The sequence below is a fragment of the Kitasatospora misakiensis genome (assembly GCF_042656005.1).
Taxonomy (GTDB): Bacteria; Actinomycetota; Actinomycetes; order Streptomycetales; family Streptomycetaceae; genus Kitasatospora; species Kitasatospora misakiensis.
This window is the reverse complement of record NZ_JBHSOF010000073.1, coordinates 1-15,441: the sequence shown is the minus strand read 5'-3', so window position 1 is coordinate 15,441 and position 15,441 is coordinate 1. Positions and strand designations below refer to the sequence as shown.

General features: G+C 72.4%; 9 protein-coding genes. 8 read left to right on the top strand and 1 reads right to left on the bottom strand.

Annotated features, from left to right (window positions below; translation table 11 throughout):
• The first annotated feature begins 31 nt into the window (after window positions 1-31).
• Window positions 32-2,794 carry a preprotein translocase subunit SecA gene (gene secA, locus ACFP3U_RS33875; protein ID WP_380229604.1) on the top strand — a complete coding sequence of 921 codons (2,763 nt, stop codon included), beginning with the start codon at window positions 32-34 and terminating at the stop codon, window positions 2,792-2,794.
• Between the two features lie 185 nt (window positions 2,795-2,979).
• Here secA and ACFP3U_RS33870 read toward each other — a convergent pair whose 3' ends face one another.
• Window positions 2,980-3,468 (bottom strand): Rv3235 family protein, encoded by a 489-nt coding sequence (locus tag ACFP3U_RS33870; protein ID WP_380229603.1) that lies wholly within the window; start codon window positions 3,466-3,468, stop codon window positions 2,980-2,982.
• A gap of 416 nt (window positions 3,469-3,884) precedes the next feature.
• On the opposite strand from ACFP3U_RS33870, the gene ACFP3U_RS33865 reads away from it, so the two are divergent.
• The 7 genes from ACFP3U_RS33865 to ACFP3U_RS33835 all read left to right on the top strand — a co-directional run bounded on the left by ACFP3U_RS33865 (window position 3,885) and on the right by ACFP3U_RS33835 (window position 15,337).
• Entirely contained in the window at window positions 3,885-5,012 is a 1,128-nt protein-coding gene (locus tag ACFP3U_RS33865) for a patatin-like phospholipase family protein (RefSeq protein WP_380229602.1), read from the top strand.
• A gap of 120 nt (window positions 5,013-5,132) precedes the next feature.
• Complete coding sequence (locus tag ACFP3U_RS33860; RefSeq protein WP_380229601.1) at window positions 5,133-5,642, top strand: DUF6912 family protein; 510 nt, start codon at window positions 5,133-5,135, stop codon at window positions 5,640-5,642.
• A 192-nt stretch (window positions 5,643-5,834) separates the two neighbouring features.
• The gene (locus tag ACFP3U_RS33855; protein WP_380229600.1) at window positions 5,835-6,491 is read left to right on the top strand and encodes an HAD family hydrolase; all 657 of its coding nucleotides are present in this window, start codon (window positions 5,835-5,837) and stop codon (window positions 6,489-6,491) included.
• Window positions 6,492-6,659: 168 nt separating this feature from the next.
• Window positions 6,660-8,285, top strand: a complete 1,626-nt coding sequence (pruA, locus tag ACFP3U_RS33850) for an L-glutamate gamma-semialdehyde dehydrogenase (protein WP_380229615.1) — start codon at window positions 6,660-6,662, stop codon at window positions 8,283-8,285.
• 332 nt (window positions 8,286-8,617) lie between these two features.
• Window positions 8,618-13,564 (top strand): NAD-glutamate dehydrogenase, encoded by a 4,947-nt coding sequence (locus ACFP3U_RS33845; RefSeq protein ID WP_380229599.1) that lies wholly within the window; start codon window positions 8,618-8,620, stop codon window positions 13,562-13,564.
• A 115-nt stretch (window positions 13,565-13,679) separates the two neighbouring features.
• Window positions 13,680-14,309, top strand: a complete 630-nt coding sequence (locus tag ACFP3U_RS33840; RefSeq protein ID WP_380229598.1) for an RNA polymerase sigma factor — start codon at window positions 13,680-13,682, stop codon at window positions 14,307-14,309.
• Window positions 14,306-15,337, top strand: a complete 1,032-nt coding sequence (locus ACFP3U_RS33835) for a CU044_5270 family protein (RefSeq protein ID WP_380229597.1) — start codon at window positions 14,306-14,308, stop codon at window positions 15,335-15,337. Before ACFP3U_RS33840 ends, ACFP3U_RS33835 begins: the two co-directional genes overlap by 4 nt.
• Window positions 15,338-15,441: the final 104 nt, after the last annotated feature.

Here is a 15,441-nt window from a genome sequence, read left to right as displayed (position 1 = left end):
CAGTGCCAATACAGGCAAGGAGCCCGCTCACGTGTCCGTCTTCGACAAGATCCTGCGCGCCGGCGAAGGCAAGATCCTTCGTAAGCTGCAGCGGATTGCCGCCCAGGTCAACTCCATCGAAGAGGACTTCGTCAACCTCACCGACGCCGAGCTTCGCGCGCTGACCGACGAGTACAAGCAGCGGCTCGCCGACGGCGAGTCGCTGGACGACATCCTCCCCGAGGCGTTCGCCACCGTCCGTGAGGCCGCCAAGCGCGTGCTCGGCCAGCGGCACTACGACGTCCAGCTCATGGGCGGCGCCGCGCTGCACCACGGCTACGTCGCCGAGATGCGCACCGGTGAGGGCAAGACCCTCGTCGGCACCCTGCCCGCGTACCTGAACGCGCTGACCGGCAAGGGCGTGCACCTCATCACGGTCAACGACTACCTCGCCGAGCGCGACTCGGAGTGGATGGGCCGGGTGCACCGCTTCCTCGGCCTCGAGGTCGGCGTGATCCTCGGCAGCATGACGCCCGCCGAGCGCAAGCGTCAGTACGCGATGGACATCACGTACGGCACCAACAACGAGTTCGGCTTCGACTACCTGCGCGACAACATGGCCTGGTCGAAGGACGAACTCGTCCAGCGCGGCCACAACTTCGCCGTGGTCGACGAGGTCGACTCGATCCTCATCGACGAGGCCCGCACCCCGCTGATCATCTCCGGCCCGGCCGACCAGGCGACCAAGTGGTACGCCGACTTCGCCAAGCTGGTGCTGCGCCTGAAGATCGACCGCGACTACGAGGTCGACGAGAAGAAGCGCACCGTCGGCATCCTGGAGGAGGGCGTCACCCGGGTCGAGGACTACCTCGGCATCGACAACCTCTACGAGTCGGTGAACACCCCGCTCGTCGGCTTCCTGAACAACGCCATCAAGGCCAAGGAGCTCTACAAGAACGACAAGGACTACGTCGTCATGAACGGCGAAGTCATGATCGTCGACGAGCACACCGGTCGTATCCTGGCCGGCCGCCGCTACAACGAGGGCATGCACCAGGCGATCGAGGCCAAGGAAGGGGTGGAGGTCCAGAACGAGAACCAGACCCTGGCCACCATCACCCTCCAGAACTTCTTCCGCCTGTACGACAAGCTGGCCGGTATGACCGGTACCGGTACCACCGAGGCGGCCGAGTTCCACCAGATCTACAAGCTCGGTGTGGTGCCGATCCCCACCAACAAGACCCCGCTGCGCATCGACCAGCCCGACCTGATCTACAAGTCGGAGCCGGCCAAGTTCGCCGCCGTGGTCGAGGACATCGCCGAGAAGCACGAGAAGGGCCAGCCGGTGCTGGTCGGCACCGTGTCGGTCGAGAAGTCCGAGTACCTGTCGCAGGAGCTGCGCAAGCGCGGCATCCCGCACGAGGTGCTGAACGCCAAGCACCACGAGCGCGAGGCGCAGATCGTCGCCCAGGCGGGCCGCAAGGGCGCCGTCACGGTCGCCACCAACATGGCCGGCCGCGGGACCGACATCATGCTCGGCGGCAACGCCGACCACCTCGCGGCGGCCGAGCTGGCCCAGCGCGGGATCACCCCGGTCGACAACCCGGAGGAGTACGAGGCCGGGTTCCCGGCCGCGCTGGAGAAGGCCAAGGCGGCCGTGAAGGCGGAGCAGGACGAGGTCAAGGAGGCCGGCGGCCTCTACGTCCTCGGCACCGAGCGGCACGAGTCCCGCCGGATCGACAACCAGCTGCGCGGCCGCTCCGGCCGTCAGGGCGACCCGGGCGAGTCCCGCTTCTACCTGTCGCTCGGCGACGACCTGATGCGCCTGTTCAAGGCCGGCATGGTCGAGCGCGTGCTCTCGATGGCCAACGTGCCCGAGGACGTGCCGATCGAGTCGAAGATGGTCACCCGGGCCATCGCCTCCGCGCAGACCCAGGTCGAGCAGCAGAACTTCGAGATCCGCAAGAACGTCCTCAAGTACGACGAGGTGCTGAACCGCCAGCGCGAGGTCATCTACGGCGAGCGCCGCCGCGTCCTGGAGGGCGAGGACCTGCAGGAGCAGGTCGGCCACTTCATGGACGACACCGTCGAGGCGTACGTCCGGGCCGCCACCGGCGAGGGCTTCGAGGACGACTGGGACCTCGACAAGCTCTGGACCGCGCTCAAGCAGCTCTACCCGGTCACCCTGGACCTCGCGGAGCTGGAGGAGGAGGCCGGCGGCACCGCGGGCCTCACCCCGGAGTTCCTCACCAAGGTCATCCAGGAGGACGTCCAGGGCCAGTACGGCGCCCGTGAGGACCAGCTCGGCGAGGAGATCATGCGCGAGTTGGAGCGCCGCGTCGTCCTCTCGGTGCTGGACCGCCGCTGGCGCGAGCACCTCTACGAGATGGACTACCTCCAGGAGGGCATCGGCCTGCGGGCCATGGCGCAGCGCGACCCGCTGGTCGAGTACCAGCGCGAGGGCTTCGACATGTTCACCGCGATGATGGAGGGCATCAAGGAGGAGTCCGTCGGCTACCTGTTCAACCTGGAGGTCCAGGTCGAGCAGCAGGTCGAGGAGGTCCCGGTCGAGGACACCCAGGTGATGCTCGACAAGCTGGAGAAGGACTCCGCCCGTCCGGAGATCAAGGCCAAGGGCCTGGAGGCCCCCAAGCCCCAGCGGCTGCACTACACGGCCCCCTCGGAGGAGGTCGGCGGCGGTGTCGTCGAGGGCGACTTCGAGGACATCGGCGCCGAGGACGAGGGCGACGGTCTGACCCGCGCCGAGCGCCGCAAGGCCGCCAAGTCGGCCAAGGGCCGCCGCCGCAAGAGCTGAGGCGGGGCCGGCCGGTCCGCTCGTCGGACCGGCCCGCCGCCGGACCGGGCGCCGTTCCCTCGCGGGGGCGGCGCCCGGCGCCGTTCCCGGGCCCGCGCAGGGGAGCGGGGACGGCGGCGCGGACGGCTCTGCGGGGCCGCACGGCGGCGGGGACGGCCACGCCCACGGGCGGGGCACGGGGCGGCTCACCGGGCCTCCACGGCGGTGCACTGCCACTGGCCGGACGGTCCGCGCGGCTCCAGCCGGAACGCCACCATGTGGTGCCGGCTGCCGAGGTCGACCCGGACACAGGCCTCGACGGCGCCCGGCGCGGGCGAGCGGTCGTGCACCGGGCCGAGCCGCGGCCGCTCGCCGCCGCGCGTCCCGCGCAGCGTGCCGGCCCGGACCAGGGCGGAGAGCTGGCCGTAGCAGTCCAGGGTGGTGTGACGCAGCAGCTGGCCGGACGGCCGGGCGCCGGTCAGCACCTCCACCAGCCGGTGGGCGAACCGGGCACTCAGGCCGTCCCGCGGGTCGCGGCCCGGTCCGCCGGCGCAGCCGGCCCGGGGGCGGCGGGGGCGCCGCGGCTCGGTGGTCGGGTGGTGGTCCCGGGCGGTGCCGCGCGAGCGGTACGGGCGCGCCGACAGCACGGCGGGCGGGGCGAGGGGCGGAGCGGCGCGGTGCGGGCACGTGGTCATGGGCCTTCCTCGGAGCGGCGGTCGGCGCGGGGCCTGGACGGGGGCGGGCTGGACGGGCGGGGCCTGGACGAGGCGGACGATGCCGCCCAGGTGCTGGTGCGGGTACGGACGGAACCTTGTTAGCGGTCGCCCGCGCGGGGCGGCAACGGCTTTGCGGCGGGCTCCCGGACCGCCCGAAAGTTCACCTATCCGGGTGATCCACCCCGTGCGGCGGCGGGTCGGCCGCTACCCCCGTGGGCACGGGGTTGACGCGCCGGGGAGGGCGGGAAAGCCCGAAAGAGGACGGTCGGATTCGCCGGGACGGGCGTTGCGTCCCCGGCGGATGGACGCGCAGGATCGAAGATCGGAGCCGGGTCGGTCGCCACTGGCGCACCCGTCCCCGACCAGTACCGCCCCGACGACGACAGGCGGCCGGCATGACGACATGGGTATCCGGGGCGCGTCCGGCGCCGCCGCCGACCGGTGGCGCGCCCCGGCGCGGCCTGGTGCTGGGCGGCGGGGGCATGCTCGGCGCGGCCTGGACGATCGGCGCGCTCTGCGCGGTCGAGGAGGCCACCGGCCGCCCGGCGGGGGACGTGGAGGTGCTGCTCGGCACCTCCGCGGGCGCGATCCTCGGCGCGCTGCTGGCCGCCGGGGTCGGCGCGGACCAGCTCCGCGACCACCAGCGGGGCCTGCCGATCACCTCCGGCCCGCTGGCCGGGGTCGACTTCGACTACGACACGGCGGTCGGCGGCGCGCTGCCGCCGCGGCCCCGGGCGGGCATCGGCTCGCCGCGGCTGCTGCGGGACGCCGTGCGGCACCCGCGCGAGTACCCGCTGCTCACCATGGTCTCGGCGATGGCGCCGCACGGCCGCGGGTCGCTGGAGCCGGTCGGCGCCCTGGTGAGCGGCCTGTTCGACGGGGCCGTCCTGGCCGGGGACGGCCAGCCCGACGAGGACGGGCCGGACGGGGAAAGGCCGGACGGGGGCCGGGCGGCGGGCTCGGCGCTGCGGGTCGTCGCCGTGGACTACCGCAGCGGCCACCGGGTGGTCTTCGGGGACCTGGGCGCGCCACCCGCCCGCGTCGACGAGGCGGTGACGGCCTCCTGCGCGATCCCCGGCTGGTTCGCCCCCGTCCGGGTGGGCGGCGCGGACTACGTGGACGGCGGCTGCTGGTCGGCCACCAACGCCGACCTGCTGCTCGACCGGGGCCTCGACGAGGTCTACGTGCTGGCCCCGATGGCGCTGCGGCGCGATCCGCCGGGGCGGTCGGAGCCCGGCGCGGGCGCGTCCGGATCCACGCGCGCCCGGCGCCGGCGCGACCTTCCGCGCGGGGTGCTCGCCCAGCTGGTCGGCCGCTACCGCCGGGCGGTGACCAGGCAGCTGCTGCGCGAGGCCGGTCTGCTGCGGGCGAGCGGCGTCCGGGTGCACCTGCTCGCGCCCACCCCGGCGGACCTGGCGGTGATGGGGCCCAACATGATGGACCCGGCCCGCCGCGGCCCCGTCCTGGAGAGCGCGCTGGAGACCTGCCGCCGGGCCCTGGAAACCCCCGCCGAGCCTCGCTGAGCCCCCTGGAAGCGGCAGGCGGACGGGCCGTCGGTGCGCGGGTGATCACGGCGCCGCGTCCGGCGCTTATTCTTGGGGCGCTGGAAGCTGCGCCACTGGACGAACCGGAGAGTGCCACCGATGCGCGTGTACGTGCCCACCACCCTGACCGGCCTGGCGGCGGCGCACGCGGGCGGCGCGCTGGACCAGTCCGCGGCCTACGCCGTGACCCCCGCGCTGCGCGAGTGGTACGTCAGCGACGACCTGGAGGAGCTGGAGTACGCGGCGCTCAACCGGGCCGCCCAGTCCTCGCTCCGCCTGCTGGCCGCCGAGCCGGACGCCCCGCGCCGCCGCGTCGTGGTCGCGCTCGACATCGCCGACTCGGCCGTGCGGCCGTTCCCCGGTGACGAGTACCAGGACCAGGCCTCGCTCGGGCGCGTGGTGCTGGCCGGACCGGTCAAGCTGGCCAAGGCGGCCTCGGTGCACGCCGACGTCGCCGACCGCGACGTGGTGGCCGACGTGGCGGCGGCGGTCGAGGCGGTGACGGCGGCGGACGCGGGCGACCAGGACGCCCAGTTCACCGTGGACGGCGCCGAGGACCACGACCTGCTCTGGTTCGCCACCCAGGAGATCACCGCCCTGCTGGCCTGAGCCGCCCCGCCGCCCGCCGGAGGACGCCTGCCGGAGCCGTCCGCGCCGGTCCGCGCCGGTCCGTGCCGGTCCGCGCCGGTCCGTGCCGGTCCGCGCCGGTCCGCGCCGGTCCGTGCCGGTCCGCGCCGGTGCCCGCCGGGCCCGTGAGCCCCGTCCTACCGGTCCGGCCGCGCCCGGCGTTACCGTTCACCCGTGCGCACTCATATCGTCTGGGACTGGAACGGAACGCTCTTCCACGACATGGAAGCGGTGCTCGGGGCGAGCAACGCCGCGTTCGCGACCATCGGCGTCGGGCCGATGACGCTGCAGGAGTACCGCGAGCAGTACGAGATCCCGATCCCCCGGTTCTACCAGCGGCTGCTCGGCCGGATGCCCTCCGACGCCGAGTGGCTGCTCCTGGACGACGCGTTCCACGACCACTACCACCGGCTGAGCGTCGCCTGCGGCCTCACCGACGGCGTCCGTGAGCTGCTGGACGCCTGGCGGGCGGCCGGGCACAGCCAGTCGCTGCTGTCCATGTACGAGCACGACCGGCTGGTCCCGATCGTCGAGGGCTTCGGCCTGACCGGCCAGTTCCTGCGGGTGGACGGGCGCAGCGGCCCGGCCGGCGGGCAGAAGGCCGAGCACCTGGTCCGGCACCTCGCGGAGCTCGGCGAGTGGGTGGACCCGGCCCGCACCGTGCTGATCGGGGACGCGGCGGACGACGCGCTGGCCGCGCTGAACGCGGGCGCGCACGCCGTGCTGTACACCGGCGGCTCGCACACCCGGGAGAAGCTGGAGCCGGTCGGGGTGCCGGTGGTGGACACCCTGGCGGAGGCGGTGGAGCTGGCCGGCCGGCTCGCCGGCTGAGGCACGCCGAGACACCCCACACGATGTGGCGGGCGTGGCGCGCGCCACGTCCACCGTTGGCGTGTCCGGGAGGGCGGGGCGGCCCCGGGCCGCTCAGGCTGGACGGGTGCCGGGCCCGTCGTCGGAACGGGCCGGCCGCCGTGACGAGGAGCGGAGCCCGCCATGCCCATCGACGCAGTCACCGACGTCCCGGTCCCGGGCAACGAGCCGGTGCTCGGCTACGCGCCCGGCAGCCCGGAGCGGGAGCGTCTGGTGCGCCGGCTGGACGAGCTGGCGGCCGAGCCGATCCCGCTGCCGATGACCATCGGCGGCGAGCAGCGGTTCGGCGGCGGCGAGCGGATCGACGTCGTCCAGCCGCACCACCACGCGGCGAAGCTGGGGGTGCTGGGCAACGCCACCCGGGAGGACGCCCGGGCCGCCGTGGACGCCGCGCTGGCGGCCGGGCGGGAGTGGCGCGGGCTGTCCTTCGACGACCGGGCGGCGGTCTTCCTGCGCGCCGCCGACCTGCTGGCCGGGCCGTGGCGGGAGACCCTCAACGCGGCGACCATGCTCGGCCAGTCCAAGACCGTCCAGCAGGCGGAGATCGACTCGGCCTGCGAGCTGATCGACTTCTGGCGGTACAACGTCCACTTCGCCCGGCGGATCCTCGCGGAGCAGCCGGTCTCCTCGCCGGGGGTCTGGAACCGGACCGACCACCGCCCGTTGGAGGGCTTCGTCTACGCGGTCACGCCGTTCAACTTCACCGCGATCGCCGGGAACCTGCCGACCGCGCCCGCGCTGATGGGCAACACGGTGGTGTGGAAGCCGGCGCCGACCCAGACGCTGGCCGCGCACCACCTGATGCGGCTGCTGGAGGCGGCCGGACTGCCGCCCGGGGTGATCAACCTGGTCACCGGCGACGGGCAGCAGCTGTCCGCGGTGGCCCTGGCCGATCCGGCGCTGGCCGGACTGCACTTCACCGGCTCCACGGCGACCTTCCAGTCGCTCTGGCAGACGATCGGCGCCAACATCGCCGGCTACCGGACGTACCCGCGGATCGTCGGCGAGACCGGCGGCAAGGACTTCCTGCTGGCGCACCGCTCGGCCGACCCGGGGATCCTCAAGGCCGCCCTGATCCGCGGCGCCTTCGAGTACCAGGGCCAGAAGTGCTCGGCGCTCTCCCGCGCCTACCTGCCGCGCAGCGTCTGGCAGCGGATCAAGGACGACTTCCTCGCCGAGGTGGACGCGCTGGCCGTCGGCGACGTCACCGACCTGTCGAACTTCATGGGCGCGCTGATCGACCGGCGCGCGTTCGAGCGGAACCGGGACGCGATCGAGCGGGCCAAGGCCGACCCGACGGTGGAGCTGGCGGCCGGCGGCCAGTACGACGACGCGATCGGCTGGTTCGTCCGCCCCACCGTGCTGGTCTCCTCGGACCACCGCAACGAGATGTTCCGCACCGAGTACTTCGGCCCGATCCTTGCCGTCCACGTCTACGAGGACTCCCGCTGGGAGGACGTCCTCGGCCGGGTCGACCGGGGCGCGCCGTACGGGCTGACCGGCGCGGTGGTCGCCCAGGACCGCTACGCGATCGCGCAGGCCGTGGAGGCGCTGCGGTTCGCCGCCGGGAACTTCTACATCAACGACAAGCCGACCGGCGCGGTGGTCGGCCAGCAGCCGTTCGGCGGCGGCCGGGCGTCCGGCACCAACGACAAGGCGGGCGCGCCGCAGAACCTGCTGCGGTGGACCTCGGCCCGGTCGATCAAGGAGACGTTCGTGCCGCCGACCACCCACGTTCACCCGCACATGGGCTGAACGTCCACGCTCCGCACACGGTCTCCGCACGAAGTTTCGGCTTTCGGCGCAAACCGGCAGGGTGATTGGACAAGCTGTCCAGGACGGCCCGTTCTTCCTGCAAGTTTGCGCCTGCTTGTCCCCTGACACCTTCGATTGAGCCCGTTAGGCTGGCTGGCGTCGTCGGGTGGCTCCGCAGGCCGAACGTCTCGTCCTACCCGCTGCAGAGGTGTTCCATGCGTGCCATGGCTCCTTTTCGGCAGGATGGTGCGGCAGGATTGCGGAAGACCCGGCGGTGCACACCGAGACCACCACCGAGTCACGCAACGGCGCGCGACAGGAGCCAAGAAGTCATGCAGACCAAGCTGGACGCAGCCAAGGCCGAACTGCTCAGGAAGGCAGCAGCAGCCGCTGAGAACAGCCAGGTGGGGGGAGCGGCGCCGGGGGAGGGGCTGAGCAACGGCGCTCTGTCCGCGTACCTGCACCACTACTACCTCCACACGGCGCCCGACGACCTCGTCGACCGCGACCCGGTCGACGTCTACGGCGCGGCCGCCTCGCACTACCGCCTGGGCCTCAAGCGCCCGCAGGGCACCGCCGAGGTGCGGGTGCACACCCCCTCGGTCGAGGAGAACGGCTGGTCCTGCGGCCACACCGTGGTCGAGGTCGTCACCGACGACATGCCGTTCCTGGTCGACTCGGTCACCAACGAGCTGTCCCGCCAGGACCGCGCGATCCACGTCGTCATCCACCCCCAGCTGGTCGTCCGCCGTGACATCACCGGCAAGCTGCTGGAGATCCTCGACGTCGACGCCTGCGCCCGCAGCCAGGCGGCCGGCACCGAGTACCCGGCCGACGCGACCGTCGAGTCGTGGATGCACGTCGAGATCGACCGCGAGACCGACCGCGACGACCTGCGCGAGATCGAGACCGGCCTGCGCCGGGTGCTCGGCGACGTCCGCGAGGTCGTCGAGGACTGGGGCAAGATGCGCGACTCCGCGCTGCGCCTGGCCGACGAGCTCGCCGAGCAGCCCCCGGCCGGCCTGCCCGAGCAGGAGGTCGGCGAGGCCTGGGAGCTCATGCGCTGGCTCGCCGACGACCACTTCACCTTCCTCGGCTACCGCGAGTACGACCTGGTCGAGCACGAGGGCGAGGAGGTCCTCAAGGCCGTCGCCGGGACCGGCCTCGGCATCCTGCGCTCCGACCCGATCGGCCACGACGACCAGCACCACGCCGTCAGCGAGGCCTTCGGCCGGCTCTCCGCGCCGGTGCGCGCCAAGGCCCACGAGAAGAAGCTGCTCGTCCTCACCAAGGCCAACAGCCGGGCGACCGTGCACCGCCCCTCCTACCTCGACTACGTCGGCGTGAAGAAGTTCGACGCCAACGGCGAGGTCGTCGGCGAGCGCCGCTTCCTCGGCCTGTTCTCGGCCGCCGCCTACACCGAGTCGGTCAGCCGGATCCCGGTCGTCCGCCGCAAGGTCCAGGACGTCATCGTCGACTCCGGCTTCTCCACCGAGAGCCACGACGGCCGCGACCTGCTGCAGATCATGGAGACCTTCCCGCGGGACGAGATCTTCCAGACCCCGGCCTCCGAACTGCTCTCCATCGCCACCAGCGTGCTCTACCTGCAGGAGCGCCGTAAGCTGCGCCTCTTCCTGCGCCAGGACGAGTACGGGCGCTACTTCTCCGCGTTCATCTACCTGCCGCGCGACCGCTACACCACGCGGATCCGGCTGCTGCTCACCGACATCCTCAAGGAGGAGCTGAACGGCGCCACCATCGACTACACGGTGTACGCCACCGAGTCGGTGCTGACCCGTCTGCACTTCGTCGTCCGGGTCACCCCCGGCAGCGAGCTGCCGCACCTCACCGACGCCGAGGTCGAGCGGATCGAGGCCAAGCTGGCCGAGGCCGCCCGGTTCTGGATGGACGGCTTCAACGACCAGCTGCACATCGAGCTGGGCGAGGAGAAGGCCGCCGAGCTGGCCCGCAAGTACGCCAACGCCTTCCCCGACGGCTACCGCGCCGACTTCACCGCGCGCACCGCCGTCGCCGACCTCAAGCAGATCGAGTCGCTGCACGGCGAGGGCGACTTCCGGCTGAACCTCTACCAGCCGGTCGGCGCCGGCGACGACGAGCGCCGCTTCAAGATCTACCGGGTGGGCGGCCCGATCTCGCTGACCGAGGTCCTGCCGGTCCTGCAGCGCCTGGGCGTCGAGGTGCTCGACGAGCACCCGTACGCGCTGACCCGCTCCGACCAGACCACCGCCTGGGTCTACGACTTCGGCCTGCGGCTGCGCGAGGCCGTCGAGCTGACCGACGAGGCCCGCGAGCGCTTCCAGGAGACCTTCGCCGCCACCTGGACCGGCAAGGCCGAGAACGACGGCTTCAACGAGCTGGTCCTGACCGCCGGGCTGACCTGGCGCCAGGCGATGATGCTGCGCACGTACGCCAAGTACCTGCGGCAGGCGGGCTCCACGTTCTCCCAGGACTACATGGAGGACGCGCTCCGCAACAACACCCACACCACCCGCCTGCTGGTGAACCTCTTCGAGGCCCGGCTCAGCCCCAGCCACCAGCAGGGCGCCGCCGAGCTGACCGAGGGGATCGTCGAGGAGCTGTCCGGCGCGCTGGACGAGGTCGTCTCGCTGGACGAGGACCGCATCCTGCGCTCCTTCCTGCACCTCATCAAGGCCACCCTGCGGACCAACTTCTTCCAGCACGACGGCTCCGGCGCGTGGCACTCCTACGTGTCGATGAAGTTCGACCCGAAGGCCATCCCGGACCTGCCGGCCCCGCGCCCGGCGTTCGAGATCTGGGTCTACTCGCCGCAGGTCGAGGGCGTGCACCTGCGCTTCGGCAAGGTCGCCCGCGGTGGTCTGCGCTGGTCCGACCGGCGCGAGGACTTCCGCACCGAGATCCTCGGCCTGGTCAAGGCGCAGATGGTGAAGAACACCGTCATCGTGCCGGTCGGCGCCAAGGGCGGCTTCGTCGCCAAGCAGCTGCCGGACCCGTCGGTGGACCGGGACGCCTGGCTGGCCGAGGGCATCTCGTCCTACAAGACGTTCATCTCGGCGCTGCTGGACATCACCGACAACCTGGTCGGCGGCGAGGTCGTCCACCCGGCCGACGTGGTCCGCCACGACGAGGACGACACCTACCTGGTGGTCGCCGCGGACAAGGGCACCGCGACCTTCTCCGACATCGCCAACGGGGTCGCCGAGTCCTACGGCTTCTGGCTGGGCGACGCCTTCGCCTCCGGCGGCTCGGCCGGCTACGACCACAAGGGGATGGGCATCACCGCCCGCGGCGCCTGGGAGTCCGTCAAGCGCAACTTCCGCGAGCTCGGCGTCGACACCCAGACCGAGGACTTCACCGTCGTCGGCATCGGCGACATGTCCGGCGACGTCTTCGGCAACGGCATGCTGCTCAGCGAGCACATCCGCCTGCTCGCCGCCTTCGACCACCGCCACATCTTCCTCGACCCGAACCCGGACGCGGCCGCCTCCTACGCCGAGCGCCGCCGCCTCTTCGAGCTGCCCCGCAGCTCCTGGGACGACTACGACAAGTCGCTGATCTCGGCCGGCGGCGGGGTCTTCCCGCGCAGTGCCAAGTCGATCCAGCTCACCCCGCAGGTCCGGGCCGCGCTCGGGGTCTCCGACTCCCGGCTCACCCCCGCCGAGCTGATGAAGGCGATCCTGCAGGCGCCCGTCGACCTGTTCTGGAACGGCGGCATCGGCACCTACGTCAAGGCCGCCACCGAGACCAACGCCGAGGTCGGCGACAAGGCCAACGACGCCATCCGGGTCAACGGCGAGCAGCTCCGCGCCCGCGTCGTCGGCGAGGGCGGCAACCTCGGCTGCACCCAGCTCGGGCGCATCGAGTACGCGGCCTCCGGCGGCCCGGACAGCACCGGCGGCTGGATCAACACCGACGCCATCGACAACTCGGCCGGCGTGGACACCTCGGACCACGAGGTCAACATCAAGATCCTGCTCAACCAGGTGGTCGCCGACGGCGACATGACGGTCAAGCAGCGCAACACCCTGCTCGCCGAGATGACCGACGAGGTCGGCCACCTCGTGCTGCGCAACAACTACGCGCAGAACGTGGTGCTGGCCAACGCCGTCGCCCAGGCGCACAGCATGGTCAACGTCCACTCCCGGATGATCAACCGCCTGGAGGCGCACGGCCAGCTCGACCGGGGCCTGGAGTTCCTGCCCACCGAGCGGCAGATCCGCGAGCGCCAGCAGAACGGCCGGGGCCTGTCCCAGCCCGAGCTGTCGGTGCTGCTCGCCTACACCAAGATCACCCTGGCCGACGAGCTGCTCGCCACCGACCTGCCCGACGACCCGTTCTTCCGCACCGCGCTGCACGAGTACTTCCCCAGCGCGCTGCGGGCCCGGTTCGCCGAGCAGATCGACCGGCACCCGCTGCGCCGCGAGATCATCACCACGCTGATCGTCAACGACACGATCAACCGCGGCGGCTGCACCTTCGCCTTCCGCCTGAAGGAGGAGACCGGCGCGACCTACGAGGAGGTCGCCCGCACCCACACCGCCGCCCGGGCCGTCTTCGGCCTGGAGGAGATCTGGTCCGAGATCGAGGGCCTGGACAACCGGGTGCCGGCCCGGGCGCAGACCAGGATGCGGCTGCACTCGCGCCGTCTGGTCGAGCGCGCCACCCGGTGGATGCTCAACAACCGGCGCCAGCCGCTGGACATCGCCGGCACCATCGAGTTCTTCCACGACCGGGTCAACCAGGTGTGGGGCTCGCTGCCCAAGCCGCTGCGCGGCGAGGACCTGGCCTGGTTCGAGCGCATCAACGAGGACCTCGCCGGCGCCGGCGTGCCGGAGGAGCTCGCCACCCGGATCGCGGGCCTCTCCTCGACCTTCCCGACCCTGGACATCACCGAGGTCGCGGACCGGTCCGGCAAGGACGTCGCCCAGGTCGCCGAGCTCTACTACGACCTCGCCGACCGCCTGCAGATCACCCACCTGCTCGACCGCATCATCGAGCTGCCCCGGGGCGACCGCTGGTCGTCGATGGCCCGCGCCGCCATCCGCGAGGACCTCTTCGCGGCCCACGCGGCGCTGACCGCCGACATCCTGGCCTGCGGCCCCGAGGGCGCCACCCCCGAGGAGCGGTACACCGCCTGGGCGGAGCTCAACGCCACCCTGCTGAACCGGGCGAAGAGCACCCTCGACGACATAAGGGGTTCGGACAACTACGAGCTGTCCAGCCTCTCGGTCGCGATGCGCGTCATCCGCACCCTGCTCCGCACGGGGTCGATGCGCTGACGAGGCCGGTACGGTGAACGGCGGGCCCGCGTCCTGGTGGACGCGGGCCCGCCGCGTTTTCTGGGGAACCCGGGAATCCCGGGAACCCGGGCGTGCGGTGCGGACAGGTGGGGGTGTGGAACTGTCGCAGCGGGGACGGATACGGGATGGCGATCAGTGGGCGTTCGGGGAGCTGTTCGACGAGGCGGCGGGTGATCTGTACCGGTACGCGGTGCGGGCCACCGGGGACTGGGCGGTGGCCGAGGACGTCGTCCAGCTGACCTTCCTGGAGGCCTGGCGGCTGCGGCGGACGCTGCGGGAGGGCGAGGAGTCGGTCCGGCCCTGGCTGTTCGGGGTCGCCGCCAACGTGCTGCGGAACACCGCCCGGGCGGCCCGGCGGCACAAGGCCGCGATGGAGCGGCTGCCGCCCCGGGACGTCGTGCCGGACTTCGCCGACGAACTCGTCGGGCGGCTGGACGACAGCGCCCAACTCGCCGCCGCGCGGCGGGCGCTGAACCGGTTGCGGAAGGCCGAGCGGGAGGTGTTCGGCCTCTGCGTCTGGGCCGGGCTCGACTACGCGAGTGCCGCCGAGGCGCTCGGGGTGCCGGTCGGGACGGTGCGTTCGCGACTCTCGCGCGCCCGTACCAAGCTCCGGGCGCTGGCCGAGGAGGAGTTGCGAAACGGGCGGGAACTCCGCACGGGGGCCGGACAGGTACGGTTCGGCCGCACCGATGCGGCCCGGTCGACACGGGAGACGAACCGATGAACGAGCACGAGCGTGCCGAGCTGGCCCGGCTGCTGCCGCCGCCGGCGCGGCCCGAACTCTCCTCCGACCGCCACCGGCTGTTGAGGGGACATCTGATGAGTGAGATCCGGGAGACGAAGCCCGCGCGGGGCCGGCGGGGGAAGCTCGGGTGGGTCGCGGTTCCGGCCCTGGCGGGCGGTCTGGCGCTGGCGATGGTCCTGTCGGGAGGCGGCGACGGCGCCGCGCCGAAGGCCCCGGGCGGCGGCAGCACTCTGAACGCCGCCCCGGTCGCGGCCGTCCAACTGCTGACCCAGGCCGCCGACACCGCGGCCGGCAAGCCCGACCCGAAGCCCGGCAAGAACCAGTTCGTCTACGTGGACAGCCTGGTGTCCTTCGCGGACACCAACCTGGCCACCGGCGAGACGACCGTCGACAAGCCGCACCGCCGCCAGATCTGGCTCTCGGTGGACGGCGGCCAGTGGGGTGTGCTGAAGGAGGAGGGCAAGTCCTACGGGGCCGACACCCGCAAGGAGGGGGGCACCCGCCCCACGCCGCGCCCCGACGGCGGCCTCTGGCTCGACCCGATCGGCAGGCCGGGCCTGGGCGCGCCCACCTACCAGTACCTGGCCGCGCTGCCGACCGACCCGGACGCGCTGCTGAAGAAGATCTACGCCGAGACCAAGGGCCAGGGCCACACCCCGGACCAGGAGGCCTTCACGACCATCGGGGACCTGCTGCGCGAGCAACTCGCCCCGCCGGCCGTCAGCGCCGCCCTCTACCGCGCCGCCGCCAAGATCCCCGGCGTCACCGCGGTCGACGACTCGGTGGACGCCTCGGGCCGCCACGGCGTGGCCGTGGCGCACGTGGACAGCGGCACCCGCACCGAGTGGATCTTCGACCCGAAGACCCACGACTTCCTCGGCGAGCGCGAGGTCATCGTCGAGCCTGGCGACCTGGGCAAGCCGGGCACGGTGATCGGCCACTCCGCCGTCCTGAACCGCACGGTCACCGACCAGCCGGGCGAGGAGCCGAAGCAGCAGAACGCCTGATCCACCTCACGACCTACGCCGTGGGGCCCGGTGCAAGCGGGCCCCACGGCCGTTGTGCGCCCAGCATGGGCGATTGCTTGAGGGTGAAAGTCCCTTGGGGGAAG

Coding starts and splice junctions, on each gene's coding strand:
- ACFP3U_RS33870 (WP_380229603.1), bottom strand. CDS start 3,468: ATGACCACGTGCCCGCACCGCGCCGCTCCGCCCCTCGCCCCGCCCGCC.
- ACFP3U_RS33860 (WP_380229601.1), top strand. CDS start 5,133: ATGCGCGTGTACGTGCCCACCACCCTGACCGGCCTGGCGGCGGCGCAC.
- ACFP3U_RS33835 (WP_380229597.1), top strand. CDS start 14,306: ATGAACGAGCACGAGCGTGCCGAGCTGGCCCGGCTGCTGCCGCCGCCG.
- ACFP3U_RS33845 (WP_380229599.1), top strand. CDS start 8,618: ATGCAGACCAAGCTGGACGCAGCCAAGGCCGAACTGCTCAGGAAGGCA.
- ACFP3U_RS33865 (WP_380229602.1), top strand. CDS start 3,885: ATGACGACATGGGTATCCGGGGCGCGTCCGGCGCCGCCGCCGACCGGT.